The 16,607-nt window shown below is 41.8% G+C and carries 13 protein-coding genes; 10 read left to right on the top strand and 3 right to left on the bottom strand.

The window, feature by feature from the left end; all coding sequences use genetic code 11:
- The gene (locus tag ACGTNH_RS17865; protein ID WP_394588291.1) at positions 1-1,818 is read left to right on the top strand and encodes a YhgE/Pip domain-containing protein; all 1,818 of its coding nucleotides are present in this window, start codon (positions 1-3) and stop codon (positions 1,816-1,818) included.
- A 370-nt stretch (positions 1,819-2,188) separates the two neighbouring features.
- Positions 2,189-3,028 carry a deoxyribonuclease IV gene (locus tag ACGTNH_RS17860; RefSeq protein ID WP_394588290.1) on the top strand — a complete coding sequence of 280 codons (840 nt, stop codon included), beginning with the start codon at positions 2,189-2,191 and terminating at the stop codon, positions 3,026-3,028.
- Between the two features lie 102 nt (positions 3,029-3,130).
- Here ACGTNH_RS17860 and ACGTNH_RS17855 read toward each other — a convergent pair whose 3' ends face one another.
- On the bottom strand, positions 3,131-4,021 hold the full coding sequence (locus ACGTNH_RS17855) for a fructose bisphosphate aldolase (protein WP_394588289.1): 891 nt from the start codon (positions 4,019-4,021) through the stop codon (positions 3,131-3,133).
- A gap of 167 nt (positions 4,022-4,188) precedes the next feature.
- Between ACGTNH_RS17855 and ACGTNH_RS17850 the strand changes: the two genes are divergently transcribed.
- The 7 genes from ACGTNH_RS17850 (at position 4,189) to ACGTNH_RS17820 (ending at position 12,952) form a co-directional block, all read left to right on the top strand.
- Positions 4,189-5,613, top strand: coding sequence for an aldehyde dehydrogenase family protein (locus ACGTNH_RS17850; protein WP_394588288.1), 1,425 nt, complete (start codon positions 4,189-4,191; stop codon positions 5,611-5,613).
- A gap of 246 nt (positions 5,614-5,859) precedes the next feature.
- A complete protein-coding gene (locus ACGTNH_RS17845; protein ID WP_394588287.1) occupies positions 5,860-6,513 on the top strand; it encodes an SDR family oxidoreductase in 654 nt (217 codons plus the stop codon).
- An 87-nt stretch (positions 6,514-6,600) separates the two neighbouring features.
- A complete protein-coding gene (locus ACGTNH_RS17840) occupies positions 6,601-7,443 on the top strand; it encodes an aldo/keto reductase (protein ID WP_394588286.1) in 843 nt (280 codons plus the stop codon).
- A gap of 252 nt (positions 7,444-7,695) precedes the next feature.
- Positions 7,696-9,300, top strand: a complete 1,605-nt coding sequence (gene dcuS / locus ACGTNH_RS17835; protein WP_394588285.1) for a DcuS/MalK family sensor histidine kinase — start codon at positions 7,696-7,698, stop codon at positions 9,298-9,300.
- Complete coding sequence (locus tag ACGTNH_RS17830; protein WP_394588284.1) at positions 9,297-10,004, top strand: response regulator; 708 nt, start codon at positions 9,297-9,299, stop codon at positions 10,002-10,004. Before dcuS ends, ACGTNH_RS17830 begins: the two co-directional genes overlap by 4 nt.
- A gap of 397 nt (positions 10,005-10,401) precedes the next feature.
- Positions 10,402-11,583: an NAD(P)-dependent malic enzyme gene (locus tag ACGTNH_RS17825; protein ID WP_394588283.1), complete on the top strand. Its 1,182-nt coding sequence runs from the start codon at positions 10,402-10,404 to the stop codon at positions 11,581-11,583.
- 40 nt (positions 11,584-11,623) lie between these two features.
- Positions 11,624-12,952, top strand: coding sequence for a 2-hydroxycarboxylate transporter family protein (locus ACGTNH_RS17820; protein ID WP_394588282.1), 1,329 nt, complete (start codon positions 11,624-11,626; stop codon positions 12,950-12,952).
- A 46-nt stretch (positions 12,953-12,998) separates the two neighbouring features.
- On the opposite strand, the gene ACGTNH_RS17815 is transcribed toward ACGTNH_RS17820, so the two are convergent.
- Positions 12,999-13,307: a hypothetical protein gene (locus ACGTNH_RS17815; RefSeq protein WP_394588281.1), complete on the bottom strand. Its 309-nt coding sequence runs from the start codon at positions 13,305-13,307 to the stop codon at positions 12,999-13,001.
- A 136-nt stretch (positions 13,308-13,443) separates the two neighbouring features.
- Here ACGTNH_RS17815 and ACGTNH_RS17810 point away from each other — a divergent pair, with 136 nt between their 5' ends.
- The gene (locus ACGTNH_RS17810; RefSeq protein WP_394588280.1) at positions 13,444-15,015 is read left to right on the top strand and encodes a phosphodiester glycosidase family protein; all 1,572 of its coding nucleotides are present in this window, start codon (positions 13,444-13,446) and stop codon (positions 15,013-15,015) included.
- A 133-nt stretch (positions 15,016-15,148) separates the two neighbouring features.
- On the opposite strand, the gene nhaC is transcribed toward ACGTNH_RS17810, so the two are convergent.
- Entirely contained in the window at positions 15,149-16,606 is a 1,458-nt protein-coding gene (gene nhaC / locus ACGTNH_RS17805) for a Na+/H+ antiporter NhaC (protein ID WP_394588279.1), read from the bottom strand.
- Between the last annotated feature and the right edge of the window lies 1 nt (position 16,607).

Genomic DNA, 16,607 nt, shown 5'->3' with positions numbered 1-16,607 from the left:
ATGAAACGAATTATCGTGCTGTGTATGGCAATTTTTCTCCTCATGCCTTCGTTTCTCATTTCAGCTGAGCAAAACGAAACGTCTAAGGATGAGGAGAAGAATGAAAAAGAAGGCAGTTACTCAAGTAAACATGAAGTCGTGTATTCCACATTGACTGCTGCTGGCAATCAGGAAGAAATGTACGTCGTCAATAACTTCAGTATTGAAGAGACCGGAAAGATCATTGACTATGGCGCGTATACAAACGTTCAGAACTTAACAAACGTTTCTGACATTAAACAAGAAGATGAACGTATACAAATGACAGCTGAGGAAGATGAGTTTTATTATCAAGGGGATCTCGAGGATAAGCCGCTGCCCTGGAATATTAATGTTACTTATCAGCTTGATGGGGAAAAGATGACGCCAGAAGATCTTTTAGGGAAAAACGGTGAACTGCAATTACAAATCAATACGGATAAAAATGAAAACGCCGAGTCGTTTTTCTATGAAAATTATCTTTTACAGATGACGGTTACACTCGATTCTGATCGGTACGATAATATTGAAGCACCTGATGGAACGGTAGCCAATGCCGGAAAAGATCGTCAGGTCACGTTTACGGCGATGCCAGATAAAGAAGGCAGCTTCAGCATTAACGCTGACGTGAAAGATTTAGAAATGGAAAGCATCGAAATAGCGGCTGTTCCGCCTTCAATGGCAATCGACGCGCCTGATACTGGAGCAATGACGGATGATATGAACTCATTATCAGCTGCTACTGCAGAAGTTCACCGTGGGGTCGGTAAACTGAAGAGTGGAATCGCAGAACTTAACAACGGTGCTGCCAGCTTAAATGATGGTTCTGCGCAGTACAACAACGGGGTTCAGGAGCTGAATGCCGGCTCAACCGAACTAGTTGAAGGCTCTGCTGCCATTCAAACCTCACTTCAAACAATGAGTGAGCAGGTAGGAAGTGACACGGAAGATATGAATGTAGAAGAATTGCAAGAGTTGGAGGATGGACTAAAACAGCTCTCAGGAGGACTTGAGGAAGCTGATAAGAGTCTTGCGAGCTTAAGAAACGAATTTGGAAATGCATATAAGTCACTAGATGAGGCGGTTGAATCGATTCCTGGGTATGATATCTCTGACGAAGACATTGAATCCCTTTATGAAAGCGGAGCAGATGAAGAAGTGATTGATCAGCTCGTCGAAACCTACCAGTCTGCCCAATCAACAAAGCAAACCTATGCGGATGGAAAAGAAGCTTTCGGTGCTGTAAGCTCTTCACTCGAGACAAATGCCGGCTCTTTAAGTGAAATGAGTGATCGACTACTCCAAGTGGCAGACCAAACTGAAGGCAGTCTTGAAGGTGTAGACTTTACGGCCTCCATTCAACAACTGCAACAGGGACTGAAGGAGCTCTCGTCCAACTACAATGAATTCCACTCGGGTCTGGTGGAGTATACAGACGGAGCATCTGAGTTAGCGAGCTCTTATCAGGAAATTCACGGTGGCATTGCCGGTTTGACAGATGGGATAGACGAATTGGAACAGGGAGCCAGTGAACTGCATGAGGGTACTGGGGAATTGGCAGCTTCGACGAGCGATATACCTGAACAGATGCAGAGCGAAATTGATCAAATGGTCGAAGAGTATGATAAATCAGATGTAGAGCCTGTCTCTTTCGTTTCCGAGGAAAATAAAAAGGTGGAATCTGTCCAATTTGTTATTAAGACAGAAAGCATTAAAAAAGTTGAAGAACAAACAGAGACCCCAGAAGAAGAAGAAGAGGAAAAAGGATTCTGGGACCGTCTGTTAAATTTATTTAGATAAGAGCAGCATTTTTTTCAATGAGAAAAGGAAAGAGACGCTATCCGCTGATCCGAAGGGCTAATAGTCCAAGGAGGCAAACGAAAGAACCTTTACTTTTGATCGTGTAAGGAATATTAAAAGAAGAAGTTTCTCTTCAAGCGGGAGGCTGGACATAAGTAAAGCAGTGATATCAAAAAAAGATCATTTGTATAAACGCAGATATTAACGAAGCATTTTGACGGAGCGATCCTTTGAATTCTCTTTAACATAAATAATCCGAACTGATTTCTACAAAATCATTCGGATTATTTTATGTTTTATTCAGTTTTGTCCCGTGGTCTTTTTTATGAACAGCCGGTTTTTGGAGAAAGTAATTAGGGAGGTGATTTGAATGATTTTCGGCAGTCATGTGTCCATAAGAGAGGGTTATTTAGGCGCTGCAAAAAAAGCAGAAGCACTGAACGCAGCTGCTTTTCAATATTTCCCAAAAAACCCAAGAAGCTTAAAAGTTAAATCTCACAACCTGGAAGATGCAGAGTTGTGTAAAAACTACTCTTTACAAAAAGGACTGGTTTCCGTTGCCCACACGCCATACCCGACCACGTTAACTCCCGCTGATGATGATAAAAGAAAGCAGGTTACCAACTCATTACTCAATGACTTGGCGATAGCTGATGCGTGCGGATCTCTTGGAGTGGTCGTCCATTTCGGTAAAGATATTTTTAAAGAAGATCAACTGGCCAGCTATCGATTAATGATAGATGTTCTAAATGAAGTACTCAGCCAGTGGCAGGGGAAATGCAGGATACTTATAGAAAACATGGCGGGGAAGCCAGGAGCAATGGGAACGACGCTTGAGGAGATGGTACAGCTTCGAAGATTATCAGGTTATCCAGAAAAAATTGGGTTCTGTTTAGATACGTGCCATGCGTTTGCCAGCGGGCTGTGGAGCGGCGACAACTGGAACGAGGTTGTTGGAAAGGGGGAGGAACTGGGTTTTTTTGAAGGTTTAGCCGTGATTCATTTAAATAACTCTAAGTATGAGACAGGTTCAGGGAAAGACCGGCATGCCAGCATTTTTGGTCATGGGTATATAAAAGAACACCAGTTTAATCAGCTAATGAATTCTTCTCATCTAGAAAATATTCCGTTTATTTTAGAAACGCCTAAAGAAATCGTTTCTCACCAAGATGAAATTCTCCAGTTGCAGAAAAGATGGGGCGGAAAATAAACAGGCTGGGACAATGCTGAAGCAATTATAAATAATCCGAACTGATTTCTACAAAATCAGTTCGGATTATGGCTTTATTTATGTCCCAGCCTCTTGCAGCATTTAATTTTTATTTACAGAGGCATCAAATATCGAATCAACCGCATCCTTTAACGTCTCATCAAACTTATTGTCTGACTGATCAGCTTTTAAATCAGCAGCCAGTGCACGGGAGAAGCTTGCGACAAGGCCATCGTTTTCTTTTAACTTCTGATTGGCTTCATCACGTGTGTACCCCCCGGACAGAGCAACGACGCGCACCACGCGTGGGTGATCCACGAGCTCTTTATAAGCATTAGCTTTTGATGGAATAGTAAGCTTCAGCATGACATGCTCATCCTCAGAAAGCGCGTTTAAATGTTTCAATATTTCTTCACGCAGCATTTCTTCGCATTGTCCTTTGTTCTCACTATTAATATCTACTTCAGGCTCAATGATAGGCACGAGGTCATAGTCGATGATTCGTTTACCAAATTCAAACTGCTGATCGACCACTTCTTTAATCCCGCTTTCATTCGGTTCATGAATGACTGACCGCATTTTAGTACCGAAAATATTTCGTTCGTTGGCTCGGCGCAGCTTATCATCCAAATCGTCAATCGGCTTCATAAGCTGGACGCCATTTTCCTGATCAGCCAGGCCTTTATCTACTTTAAGGAAAGGCACAATACCTTTTTCAGCAAGATAATCTGCCGTATACTGCCCTTCAATCTTACGGTCCATTGTTTGTTCAAATAGAATGGCCCCAATAATACGGCTGCCATCAAAAGAAGGAGACGTAATGATTCTCGTACGCATCTCGTGCACTAAATCAAACATTTCATCCTCACCTGAATAAGAATAAGCAGGTACCCCATAGGTTGCCAGAGCTTTAGGCGTACTGCCGCCGCTTTGATCGAGTGCGGCGATAAATCCTTGACCGTTTTTCATTTTATCGAACTGACGGTTATTCATAATTCCACTCCTTTTTATTAAATCATCCACCTATACTCTTCCCACTTTTCTACTAAATGTAACACATTAAATACTGTAATCAGCTGAAAGATGTTTCGATACTCTAAATAACGGATAATGTTTTATCAGGATCTAAAAAATCTTTACTATAAAAGGAGCATAAGGTCATGCGAAATTATATAAAGCATTACATTAACGGTGAATGGGTAGAATCTACGGGTTCAGAAACCGAAGAAGTCATCAATCCGGCTACGGAAGAAGTGATTGGAAAAATCAGCTTAGGTACGAAAGAAGATTTAGATAAAGCGGTGAAAGCAGCACGTGATGCTTTTCCTTCCTTTTCCCAAACGACAAAGGAAGAACGGGTGGAAATGCTCGAAAATATTGCTGAAGAATATGAGAATCGAAAAGATGAAATCATCGAGACTATCACGGACGAACTTGGGTCTCCGCTTGAAATCTCTGAAAATATTCACTTTATGATGGGATACAATCATTTTTCTCAAGCGGCCGAATCTCTGAAAGAATTCTCCTTTATTGAGGAGCATGGGGGTCATACGCGCATGAAGGAGTCAATCGGCGTAAGCGGTCTGATCACCCCATGGAACTTCCCGACCAATCAGACCTCTACAAAAATCGCGAGTGCGTTTGCGGCAGGAAGCCCTGTAGTCTTAAAGCCAGCGGAATTGACTCCGTTTGCTGCGGTTATTTTAACGGAAATCTTCGATAAAGTCGGCGTACCAAAAGGCGTGTTTAACCTCGTGAACGGATCAGGTTCAGTGATCGGAGACGGAATCAGCTCTCATCCGGATATTGATTTTGTATCATTTACCGGCTCTGGTGCTACAGGTGAGAAAATCATGAAAAATGCGTCAGAAACGATTAAGAAAGTGGCACTCGAACTTGGAGGTAAATCACCGCTCGTCGTTCTTGATGATGCAGATGTAAAAGACGCAGCAAAAGCAGCAGTTACCCACATTGCCACGAATTCCGGTCAAGTGTGCTCAGCAGCAACGCGCACATTAATTCCGTCCTCCATGAAGCAGGAATTTGAGGAGGAAATGAAAAAAGCACTCGATGAATTTCCTGTCGGCGATCCGCGTGAAGGAAATTACATCGGCCCGCTAGTTTCTAAAAAACAGTGGGATACTGTCCAGTCCTATATTGAAAAAGGAATTGAAGAAGGAGCAACGATGATCGCAGGAGGCACGGGAAAACCCGACGGCCTGGATAAAGGTTATTACACGAAACCAACAATCTTTACGGATGTGGATAATCAAATGGTGATTGCCCAGGAAGAAATTTTTGGTCCGGTGATGACGGTCATCACTTATGATTCAATTGAAGAAGCACTAGAGCTTGCAAACGAAACGATCTACGGTCTGGCTGGCTACGTGTACGGCAAAGATCCGGAGACCCTTCGAAAAGTGGCTTCCGGCATTCGGGCAGGGCGTGTAAAAGTCAATGATGCTGAAGCGGACTTTTCTTCCCCGTTTGGCGGCTTTAAACAGTCCGGGATCGGCAGAGAATGGGGCGATTATGGAATTGAAGAATATCTAGAAGTAAAAACCATCTTAGGTTATCCTTCATAAATGGGTAATGGCCTGTTCCTTATTGTTGAATGAGGGGCAGGTGCTTTTTTGAAACAGAAAACAAATGATTCTGACATTTGTGCCTGTTTTTCTGACATTTCGTTTGGTGATTCTGACATTTGCACTGCTTTTCCTGACATTTCACAGCTTTATTCTGACATTTGGGGAGTAAGCTCTCTTTCTAGACATGATTTATCATTCCGATTTACTATAAAGATAATATTTTACTTAGAAAGGATGAAGGAAATGAAAATTCTCGTAGTTGGAGCAAATGGTCAAATTGGAAAACATCTTGTTACGCTTATTCAGGATAGGGAAAACCTTGAAGCAAAAGCAATGATCCGTAAGCAGGAGCAAGCTTCTTTCTTTGAAGAGTTAGGAGCAGAAACCGCAGTCGTTGATCTTGAAGACGATATCGACACAATTGCCAAAGCTGCTGAAGGAGTCGATGCGATTGTGTTCACAGCAGGTTCAGGGCCTCATACAGGACCAGACAAAACCATTTTAATTGATTTGGACGGTGCTGTGAAAACCATTAAAGCGGCTGAAGCTGCTGGTGTGAAGCGGTTTGTCATGGTTAGTTCGTTTGACACAAGCCGTGAAGCCATTCAGGCAGCTCCTTCGTCCTTTGCACCATACGTTGCTGCCAAACATTATGCGGATGAGTGGCTGAAGGGAACGAATCTGAACTACACAATCGTCCACCCAGGCCGATTAACAAATGATCAAGGAACCGGACAGGTCGAGGCAGCCTACAAAGTAGAGAGAGGTGATATTCCTCGTGAAGACGTAGCTTCTGTACTTGCTGAAACTTTGGCGGATGAGTCCACGATCGGCAAAGAATTTCAGGTTGTAGGTGGAGAAGTTAAGATAAAGGAAGCTTTACAATCTCTAAGGTAGAACGCAAAACCAACAGCCATACGTATGTTTGGAAAAACTTTCATCGAGATGATAATCTTAAACTATGAATGGAAGGAGTGAGCGATGATGAGTACATTTATCCCGGAGATTACTTTAAACGACGGAATTACATTGCCAGCTATAGGGCTGGGCACATATAAACTGAACGGGAATGCAGGTGCGCAAGCGATTGACAGTGCGATCGATGCTGGATACCGGCTGATTGATACAGCTTATAATTATGAAAATGAAGGAACAGTAGGCGAAGCAATTCGCCGGAGTTCGGTATCAAGGAAAGAATTAACCATTACTTCTAAATTGCCGGGTCGTTACCAAACCTACGATAAGGCAGTTACGGCTATACAGGAATCATTATACCGCGGCAACCTTGATTATTATGATCTATATCTGATTCACTGGCCCAATCCTAAACAAGATCAATTTGTAGAAGCTTGGCAAGCTTTAATTGATGCCAAAAAATGGGGGCTTATCCGTTCAATTGGAGTGTGTAATTTTCTTCCAGAGCATTTAGAAAGGTTAGAAAAGGAAACAGGTACGAAGCCAAGCATGAACCAAATCGAATTACATCCATTTTTTAACCAGGAAGATCAAAGAATATGGCATGAGGAGCACAATATTAAAACCCAATCGTGGAGCCCGTTAGCGAGGGCGAGCGAAGTATTAAGAAATGAAACCCTTCAAGAGATAGCGGAACATCACAATAAGACGATATCTCAAATTATTTTACGCTGGCATCATCAATTAGGCGCAATCCCTATTCCTAAGTCTTCCTCTCCGCAGCGGCAGGTTGAGAATCTATCCATATTTGATTTCACTCTCAATGATACTGAGATGGGAAGGGTTGCAGAGTTAACTCGTCCAGATGGCCGCATAAACGATCAGGATCCGGCTGTTTATGAAGAATTTTAATGTTATACCTTAAGAGACAATTCATCTGTGCGGTGAATTGTCTTTTTCTTTGTGTAAAAGAATAACCGGAAAAGCAAGGGCCAAAGGAACACGATGAATCGCTTGCCGGTAATTTCCCCTTCCTTAGTCCCACAGTCTATGAATTCGTTAATGCATTTTTAGAAAAACATTTCGAATGCGAAATGAAGTTTACTAAATCCCTCTAAGGAATGGTACACTTTTAAAAAACACCCTCAACAGAGGAGAAATTTTATGAAAAATTCACGATTTAAATTGAGTACAATGATCATTTTCTATGTACTTTTAGTTGTCTTATTTTCTCTATTAATTACAGATCTGCTCATTACAGAGAGTACGAGTGATGAGATTCGCGACCAACTAGAGGAAAAGGCGCTGATTGTTTCCCGTTCAGTTGCAGAGTCGGAGATTGTACAGGAAGAATTGCAGAACCAATCCGATGACAGGGTGATTCAGGATTATGCCTCAAGGATACAAGAGGCTTCAGATGTCTTGTTTGTCGTAGTCATGAATATGGAGGGTATCCGCCGTTCCCATCCAGATCCGGAATTAATAGGTGAAAGCTTTGTCGGCGGCGATGAACAGCGTGTGTTAGATGGAGAGGAGTACATATCTATATCAGAAGGAACGCTGGGGCATTCTGTACGTGCATTTACTCCTATATACGGCACGGATGGCGAGCAAGTCGGGGCGGTGTCTATTGGTATTTCGCTCGATGCGGTGGAAGCGTCGCTGCAAAGAAGTCATCGCAACATTTTAATTGGGTCCTTTATCGGTGTCCTTGTCGGCATCATTGGAGCTTTTTTATTAGCCAGATATATAAAGAAGAGTTTGTTTGGATTAGAACCAGCTGCCATCGCAAGAATCCATGAAGAGCGTAACCGGATGCTTCATTCGGTAAGAGAAGGAATTGTTGCGGTAGATGCAGAGGCGAAGATTACGCTTGTTAACAAATCGGCAAGGGATATCTTTCAAAAAGCGGGCATACAGGTTAACGATCCCCAGGGTCTTCACATTAGTGATTACCTTCCTCATTCGATGCTGGAGAGAGTTTTACAGACTGGGGAGGCGGAGCTTGATGAGGAGCAGGTCATTAATGGTTCATCGATTATCGTGAACAGGGTGCCGTTAATTGTCAATGAAGAAGTGGTGGGGGCGATTTCAACGTTCCGTGATAAGACCGAGGTCAATCAGCTTGCTGAACAGCTGACGGGTGTTCGTTTGTACGCGGAGTCACTGCGCGCCCAGTCGCATGAATTTAAAAATAAGCTGCATGTCCTGCTTGGTTTGATTGAAATGCAGTCTTACAAAGATGTAAAATCTTACATTAAACAGCTTGTAGATCACCAAGTCCATGAAACAGATACGATCACGAGTAAGATAAAAGATCCTGCGCTTGCCGGATTTATGATTGGCAAATTAAGTTATGCCAGGGAACAGCAGATTCAACTATCGATAAACTGTGAAACAATTGTACCTGCTCCCAAGGATTCCAAATTAACTCATGAATTAGTGACAATAATAGGGAATTTATTGGATAATGCGATTGAAAGCTTAGCTTCAAGTGAAGAAAAAAAAATATCACTTTTATTGTCATATGTAGATGAATTACTGACCATCGAAATAACCGACACAGGGACAGGAATAAAGGAGAATAGACAAGAAGAAATTTTTGAAAAAGGAATGTCTTCTAAAGGAAATGATCGAGGATATGGCTTACACCTGGTCAAAACAAGTGTTGAAGACCAGGAAGGTTCGATAGAGCTTTATTCCAAGGTGAATGAAGGAACTACATTCACCGTTATCATCCCTTATGAATCGGAGGTGGAAGAGGAATGATTAGAGTACTTATTGTAGAAGATGACCCCATGGTGGCCGATTTAAATAAAAGATATGTAGAACAAATCAAAGGTTTTGAATTGGTAGGTTCTGCTGTAAACGTAGAAGAAGCCTATCAATGCTTAGAAGAGACAAAGGTAGATTTAGTATTATTAGATGTGTATATGCCAGGTAAGAGCGGATTTGAATTACTAAAGGAATTAAGAGAAAAAGACGAGCAGTTGGATGTGATTTTAATTACAGCCGCTTCAGAAAAAGAACAAATCCAACAATCTTTACGTCTTGGAGTCGTAGATTATCTCATTAAACCATTTGAATTTGAGCGGCTTAAGAATGCTTTGAAAAAGTATAAAGATAATCACTTTGTATTGCGGGATAAGCGTAAAGTAAGTCAGAATGAGCTTGATCAAATTTTCAGTAAGCAAGAAGGTCAAGAGAGTCATCGAATTCAAGTTCCTAAAGGATTAACAAAAACCACATTAGATCACATCATCGAGGTGATTCGTTTTAAAGAAGAAACTGCCTTTTCCACTGATGAAATCGCCCAGGAAACGAATATCTCCCGAGTATCTGTTCGTAAGTATTTAAAGTTTTTAAAAGAAATCGACTTCCTTGAGGAAACCCTTATCTATGGAGTAGGACGCCCGGTCTATCAATATCAAATAAAAGATACAAGAGACTTGAACTTCGAATTCTATCATTAAAAAGCGGTCTGTGTGGAATTTAATTTCCACACAGACCGCTTTTCTTCTAATTAGATATTTGCGCCTTCTATTCAATGAAATATTTTAAAGACATGTCTACCTGAACTCGTTCCACTAGATCCACGACGTACAACGTATAGATGGTATTTAGGAGGGGGTAAGTGAACTTCTTGACCAAGTTAGCTGAGGCCGTGCCCGCGGCAAGTATCTACCGACCAGCGATTCGTGAGATACAAGAAAGGATTTTTTTCAGTGGCCTGAGGGGTCTTTAGATCCTGGCTGCTTTTTTTAATTACAATAAGATTTTTACTTTCATATGATAGGCAAGTAAAGCGTTTGCTTATAAGATAGCACCTATAAATGAAAGCGATTTCTTTAGATGCTGGAGGTAAAGCAAATGAGCAGAGACGATCTAAGTACAGAAACATTAAATTTGCATCGTACGTTTAAAGGGAAAATCGAGGTGGCTAGTAAAATGCCAGTCGATACAGAAGAGGATTTAAGTTTGGTCTACACACCTGGAGTGGCTGATATATGTAGAGCGATAGCAGACAATCCGGATGAAGCCGATGAACTGACATCAAAAGGGAATATGGTTGCCGTTGTTACAGATGGAACGGCAGTACTGGGGTTAGGAGATATTGGACCAAAAGCAGCCATACCTGTTATGGAAGGTAAAAGTATGCTTTTTAAGAAATTTGCCGGAATTGATGCTTTTCCATTATGTCTGGATACGCAAAATACAGAAGAAATCATTTCTATTGTAAAAGCTCTGGCACCGACGTTCTCAGGCATAAACCTTGAAGACATTTCAGCTCCGCGTTGTTTTGAAATTGAAGAAAGATTAAAGAAAGAACTTGATATCCCTGTCTTTCACGATGATCAGCACGGTACAGCGATTGTCGTATTAGCCGCTTTAATAAACGCTTTAAAACTTGTGAAAAAATCAAAACGGAACACAAAAGTAGTTATTAACGGAGCCGGAGCAGCAGGAATTGCTATAGCAGATTTACTTTTATATGCCGGATTTACCGATGTGACTTTGGTCAGTCTAGAAGGTGTTGTTCGAAAAGGAGCTTCTTGGATGAATGAAAGACAAGCTTCGATGGCTGAAAAAACAAATTTGAACCGAGTGCAAGGCGGGTTGAATGAAGTAATTGTAGGAGCTGATATTTTTATAGGAGTATCAGCACCGGAAATCCTAAGTAAAGATCAGGTTCAGATGATGAATGCAGATCCCATCATTTTTGCCTTAGCCAATCCTGTTCCAGAAATTTACCCTGAAGACGCTTTGGAAGCAGGTGCCGTGGTCGTTGGAACGGGCCGATCAGATTATCCGAACCAGATCAATAATTTACTTGCTTTTCCCGGCATTTTTAAAGGAGCGCTTAATAAAAAAGTGAGAGACATCACAATTGATATGAAGGTAGCTGCAGCTGAAGGAATTGCGAAAGTTGTTTCGGATGATGAACTTTGCCCGGAGTATGTTATTCCGAGCGCACTTAACAAAACTGTAGCCCAAACAGTTGCCAATGCAGTCGAGGAATCTGTAAGTGAAAAAGTGGAGTGCTTAGTGTAACGCTAAGTACTCTGAATCTATAATCAAAGGAGAGATTTACATGTCCAGTTCAGCCGAAAGAGTACGTGCACAACAAACTGAAACGTCGAATGTTACATCTCTAAACTCCGAAAAGAAAGCGATTACAATATTTGGTCTTCCTCTCATATGGTTTTTTGCGATTACGGCTTTGACGTTAGTCAGTATGTATACAGGAAACTTACCAGGTGGGATGCTTGGCAGTCTGCTCGTTATGATGGTGCTTGGCGAGCTCTTTGGATGGATAGGCGATAAAACACCTATTCTCAAAACGTATTTAGGGGGCGGGGCGATTTTAGCCATCTTTGGTGCAGCATATATGGTGTATGCTGGTTTAATTCCTGATTCGACCGCTACGATGATCAACGACTTTATGAAGGATGGAGGTTTCTTAAACTTCTATATTGCTGCCTTAATTACAGGTAGTATTTTAGGGATGAACAAGCAGATTTTAATTAAAGTCGGTCTCAAGTATTTTTTACCGATTTTTGGTGCGGTGTTCGGAGCCATGCTTGTCGCTGGACTGTTTGGTGCTCTCGTCGGATTTTCTTTAACAGATGCTGTGCTTGTGATTACGATGCCGATCATGGGAGGAGGAATGGGAGCTGGAGCCGTTCCTATGAGCCAGATTTATAGTGAACTCATGGGTAATGATCCTAGTTACTATATTTCGATGCTTGTTCCAGCACTGGCTTTAGGAAATGTTTTTGCTATTATTCTAGCGAGTATGCTGAATATCCTTGGAAAAAAAGTACCGTCTTTAACGGGAAATGGTCAATTATTGAAGGGCTTCGAATATAAAGAAGAAAAATCATCTTTTGATATTCAAAAGATGGGAGTAGGATTAATGGCAGCAATCCTATTCTTTATGATCGGAACGTTAGTGGCCGGATTTATCCCGCTGCATGCTTACGCCTTAATGATCATTATTGTAGCCCTGGCGAAAATTGCAGACATCATTCCGAAAAATATCTTAGATGGAGCAAACCAATGGTATAAGTTTGTAGCTAAGAACTGGACACTTGCTCTCTTGTTCGGAATTGGAATTGCTTATACAGATTTAAATACAGTACTTGAAGCCTTAACACTTCAATATATCGTCACAGTGCTTGGTGTTGTAATAGGTGCTGTTATCGGGGCGGGTCTGCTAGGTAAACTTGTTGGATTCTATCCTATCGAATCTGCAATCACTGCAGGACTATGTATGGCTAACATGGGCGGTACGGGAGATGTAGCTGTTCTATCTTCATCGAGAAGAATGGAGCTTATGCCATTCGCTCAGATTTCCTCACGTTTAGGAGGAGCCATCATCTTGCTCTTGGCTGGCTTACTCATTCCATTATTCATGTAAATGGATAAAACTGAAAATAAGGGTCTGTCCTCAATGGGACAGACCCTTATTTTTCTTTCACTTCCTCTTTTGAAAATTCACGCCAGCCATGAATGAGTAGCTTGTCGACATAGTCTTGCAGTCTAATTTCCTGCACTTCAAGTGCAAGAGGGGACAGAGAAACCCAGCACTCTTCATTCGCATAATTGATGGTTACTTTTACAACTTCATAACCATTATGGAATTTAGAATGAAATCCGGGGTCATCGATGATATCACCTTGAACAGGGCGGAAGGTAGAAGCAACGGTTTTTGTCATGAGGGCCTGTTTTTGTTCATTTTCCGATGCAGCAAAAAGTATAAAATGTATTTTCATTTGATTCTCCTTTTTACGGTTATTTGAAAAAAGTTCACCAATGTTAATATTATTTACACGGGAATAAGGATTATTTTATTGAAAATAGGGGTATTTTGTACATGAAGTTTATAAACTCGAAAAAAGGTGGAGAGAAATGCTTCGGATATTTTATATAAAATCAGCCGTCGGACTTGCGTTAGTATCCATTATTATCCTGGCAGCCCTTCCGGTAGAAAATTTGGAAGCGGATAGAAATCACACCTCAAAAGAGCTTGCGATTGGGAGAAACGGCTTGGAGGAAACTCGTTCAAATACGCAATTAGCCAAAGGAGTTACTTATACAGAAATTTCAAGAGGTTATGTATCCGAACAAGCAGAATATAAGGTAGAAACTGGTTTTGTCGATACAAGGGATGCGGCGAAGGATCTTAGTGCTGAGTTAAAAGATAGCAGATATCAGGCAAAAATTGAAAAAGTACATAATCTAAAACGCAAATATACGGACGTGAAAGATAAAGAGATAGGTTATATTGTACAGATCGGAACTTTTAATCAGGAACAAGAAGCCGAGGAGTTGGCTGAACAGGCCACGGCTGCTGGTTTTGAAGATACTACGGTCACTTATTCAGAATTTGATGGGTCAAATAAAACGACTGGCCCTTGGCAGCTCAATGTCATTGAAATCGATCCTGATCAATTTGAAGGGGAAATAGCAAGCGTGCTCGCTAACGACAAAATTAAAGACCGTGAAACTGTGTCATCGATAGCCAGTCGGAATGAAGCGATTGCTGGAGTGAATGGTGGTTATTTTGTAGAGAGTACCAACGATGGAGTGCCGGGGGATCCTGCTGGCGGTTACATGATAGATGGCCGGTTAGCAAGCGAGGCGATCGGCGAAAGAACGAGTTTGCTTCTATCCAATAATGAAGCTGAGGTGGCAGAAATATCGACGCACGTAAGTATGGAAACAGAGGACGGATCCAAGGCTGTCATTGATGGGATCAATCGAAAGCCTGGCTTGATTAGAAGCTGTGGCGGATTGGGCGATGAGCCGGCTGGTAAGCCAATGCACGATGTTACCTGTACTGACTCATCAGAAATCATTCAGTTCAATAAGATATTTGGTGACACGACTCCTGTTGGCGAGGGATATGAAATGATCGTAAATGAAGCGGGTGAAGTTGTAGAAACCTATTCTAAACGAGGTCATCCGATTCCTGAAGAAGGTGTAGTCCTTTCTGCTACAGGGGAGCAAGCGGTGTGGCTGGAGCAATCTGTTTCTAACGGAGATGAGCTTATCCTTACAGAAGAGGTGGTCAAAAATGGAGAAACGATGACCGATTTATCCGGCTTAAATATTGTCGGAGGAGGGCCGCAGCTAGTAAATAACGGAAGTATCGATATTCAAGCAGAGGAAGAAGGGTTTCGCTGGAGCAAGGATTTTTATTATCGCTTTGCTGAAACACGTCACCCAAGATCATTAGCGGGAATTAAGGAAGATGGAAACATCCTGCTCGTTACAGCTGACGGTCGTAATCCAGATGAAAGCCTTGGTCTAACTTTCTATGAAAGTGCTCAAGTCCTCCAGTCACTTGGAGCTGTTGAAGGAATGAATCTCGATGGCGGTGGTTCGACTACGATGGTAGTGGAAGATGAACTCGTCAATCTACCATCTGATCCAGCGGGAGAGCGTCCGGTTTCTGATGGAATCTTTCTTTTAGAGTAATGCAAGGCGCTTTTATTATAGTAAAGATAAAGAGAATGGTAGATTTAACAGCGTGGAACTTTGAATGTTTAAAATGTCGATACAATAAAAAAGACAAGAGAAATTCGTTTCTCTTGTCTTTTTTATATGTTTATTAACCTGCTCGCTGACTGCTTTCTTTTTCATTTACAGTTTCATCTAGTTTTCTTATGCCGAAACTATTCGTATAAGGCGCGAGGAAACCGTAAAGGGCTGAGAAGACAATGCCTCCCAGATTGAAGATCGCCCAGGGCATGAACTCGAAGTTGCCTACACCGAGCGTAGTGGCCATGAAAACACCGGAAACAGTCCACGGCATGAGAGCTTCTGTAATTGTAACAGAGTCCTCCATGCTTCTTGACAGATTTGTTGGGTGAAGGTTGCGTTTCTTATATACATCCCCATATATGTCCTTGATAAGAAAGTAAGTGACAAGAGCATTTGATGTACAGTTGATCACCGTAAAGCCTGTGAGAAGAGAAGCGAAAATAACACTTCCGATGGATCTTAAATAGGTAATCACTTTTTCAAGGATCACGTTTAACGCTTGAGATACCTCTAACGCTGAAGCGAAGAAGAAGGCACAGAACACAAAAAATGTTGCATTGTACATGGAGTAAAGGCCTCCGCGGTTAAGAAGCTCTTGAATATCTTCGGAAATTAAGTCAGGTGCGACACCGAGCATTTCCGTGTTAAACCCTTCAACAGCCGAGGTGAATAAATTAGCTACAGTGGCATTTTGAAATAATAAGGCGACAATCATAGCTGTAACTGCTGAACAAAACAGTACAATTAATGGGTTCTTTTTCATTAGGGATCCGGAGATGACGATGACAGCTGGCAGCAGAACAATTGGATTTAAGTTGAAAAGTTCGCTGATACCATTGAGCATCTCGTCAATACTCGTGACTTGAGCCGGATTTGAATCAATTTGCAGTCCGACAAAATAAAAGACAATGACAGCAATTATGGAAGAGGGAATAGAGGTATACATCATGTGTTTAATATGTTCATATAAATTTGAACCCGCCGCAAGGGAGCTCATATTTGTTGTGTCAGACAAGGGGGAAAGCTTATCCCCGAAGTAAGCTCCCGATACGACGGCTCCTGCAGTAATTGCCATTGATAAATCCATCGTCTGAGCAATGCTCATCAGGGCAACCCCGATGGTTCCGGCTGCTCCCCAGGATGTTCCTGTACAGGTCGATACTATAGCTGTAACGATAAATGCTAGTACATATAAGTGAGAAGGGTTAATGATTTCCAGTCCATAAAATACAAAGAAAGGGATCGTGCCGGAAACCATCCACGTACCGATGAGCAGTCCGATACTGAATAAAATTAGTATGGCTGGCAGAGCAGTTTTAATTTTTTCCCCCATTACAGTTAGAATGGTTACCCATTTATGACCATAAAGAACTGCAAAGATAGCAAACAGAACACCAGCGAAAATGAGCATGAGCTCTGCTTGAAATTGCAGAACACCAATACCGACAATAAATATAAGAAGTGCAAGCGTAATTGGAACTAGAGCCATACCTACTGTTGGGCGTTTCACTTCATTTGTAGTCACT

The organism is Halobacillus sp. B23F22_1, from assembly GCF_043497005.1.
Classification (GTDB): Bacteria; Bacillota; Bacilli; order Bacillales; family Halobacillaceae; genus Halobacillus_A.
Note: the sequence above shows the minus strand (reverse complement) of the source record. Positions and strands in the feature narration are given on the sequence as shown.

Excerpts from the sequence above, each read along its gene's own strand:
- ACGTNH_RS17865 (WP_394588291.1), top strand. The coding sequence starts at position 1 with ATGAAACGAATTATCGTGCTGTGTATGGCAATTTTTCTCCTCATGCCT.
- ACGTNH_RS17860 (WP_394588290.1), top strand. The coding sequence starts at position 2,189 with ATGATTTTCGGCAGTCATGTGTCCATAAGAGAGGGTTATTTAGGCGCT.
- ACGTNH_RS17855 (WP_394588289.1), bottom strand. The coding sequence starts at position 4,021 with ATGAATAACCGTCAGTTCGATAAAATGAAAAACGGTCAAGGATTTATC.
- ACGTNH_RS17850 (WP_394588288.1), top strand. The coding sequence starts at position 4,189 with ATGCGAAATTATATAAAGCATTACATTAACGGTGAATGGGTAGAATCT.
- ACGTNH_RS17845 (WP_394588287.1), top strand. The coding sequence starts at position 5,860 with ATGAAAATTCTCGTAGTTGGAGCAAATGGTCAAATTGGAAAACATCTT.
- ACGTNH_RS17840 (WP_394588286.1), top strand. The coding sequence starts at position 6,601 with ATGAGTACATTTATCCCGGAGATTACTTTAAACGACGGAATTACATTG.
- dcuS (WP_394588285.1), top strand. The coding sequence starts at position 7,696 with ATGAAAAATTCACGATTTAAATTGAGTACAATGATCATTTTCTATGTA.
- ACGTNH_RS17830 (WP_394588284.1), top strand. The coding sequence starts at position 9,297 with ATGATTAGAGTACTTATTGTAGAAGATGACCCCATGGTGGCCGATTTA.
- ACGTNH_RS17825 (WP_394588283.1), top strand. The coding sequence starts at position 10,402 with ATGAGCAGAGACGATCTAAGTACAGAAACATTAAATTTGCATCGTACG.
- ACGTNH_RS17820 (WP_394588282.1), top strand. The coding sequence starts at position 11,624 with ATGTCCAGTTCAGCCGAAAGAGTACGTGCACAACAAACTGAAACGTCG.
- ACGTNH_RS17815 (WP_394588281.1), bottom strand. The coding sequence starts at position 13,307 with ATGAAAATACATTTTATACTTTTTGCTGCATCGGAAAATGAACAAAAA.
- ACGTNH_RS17810 (WP_394588280.1), top strand. The coding sequence starts at position 13,444 with ATGCTTCGGATATTTTATATAAAATCAGCCGTCGGACTTGCGTTAGTA.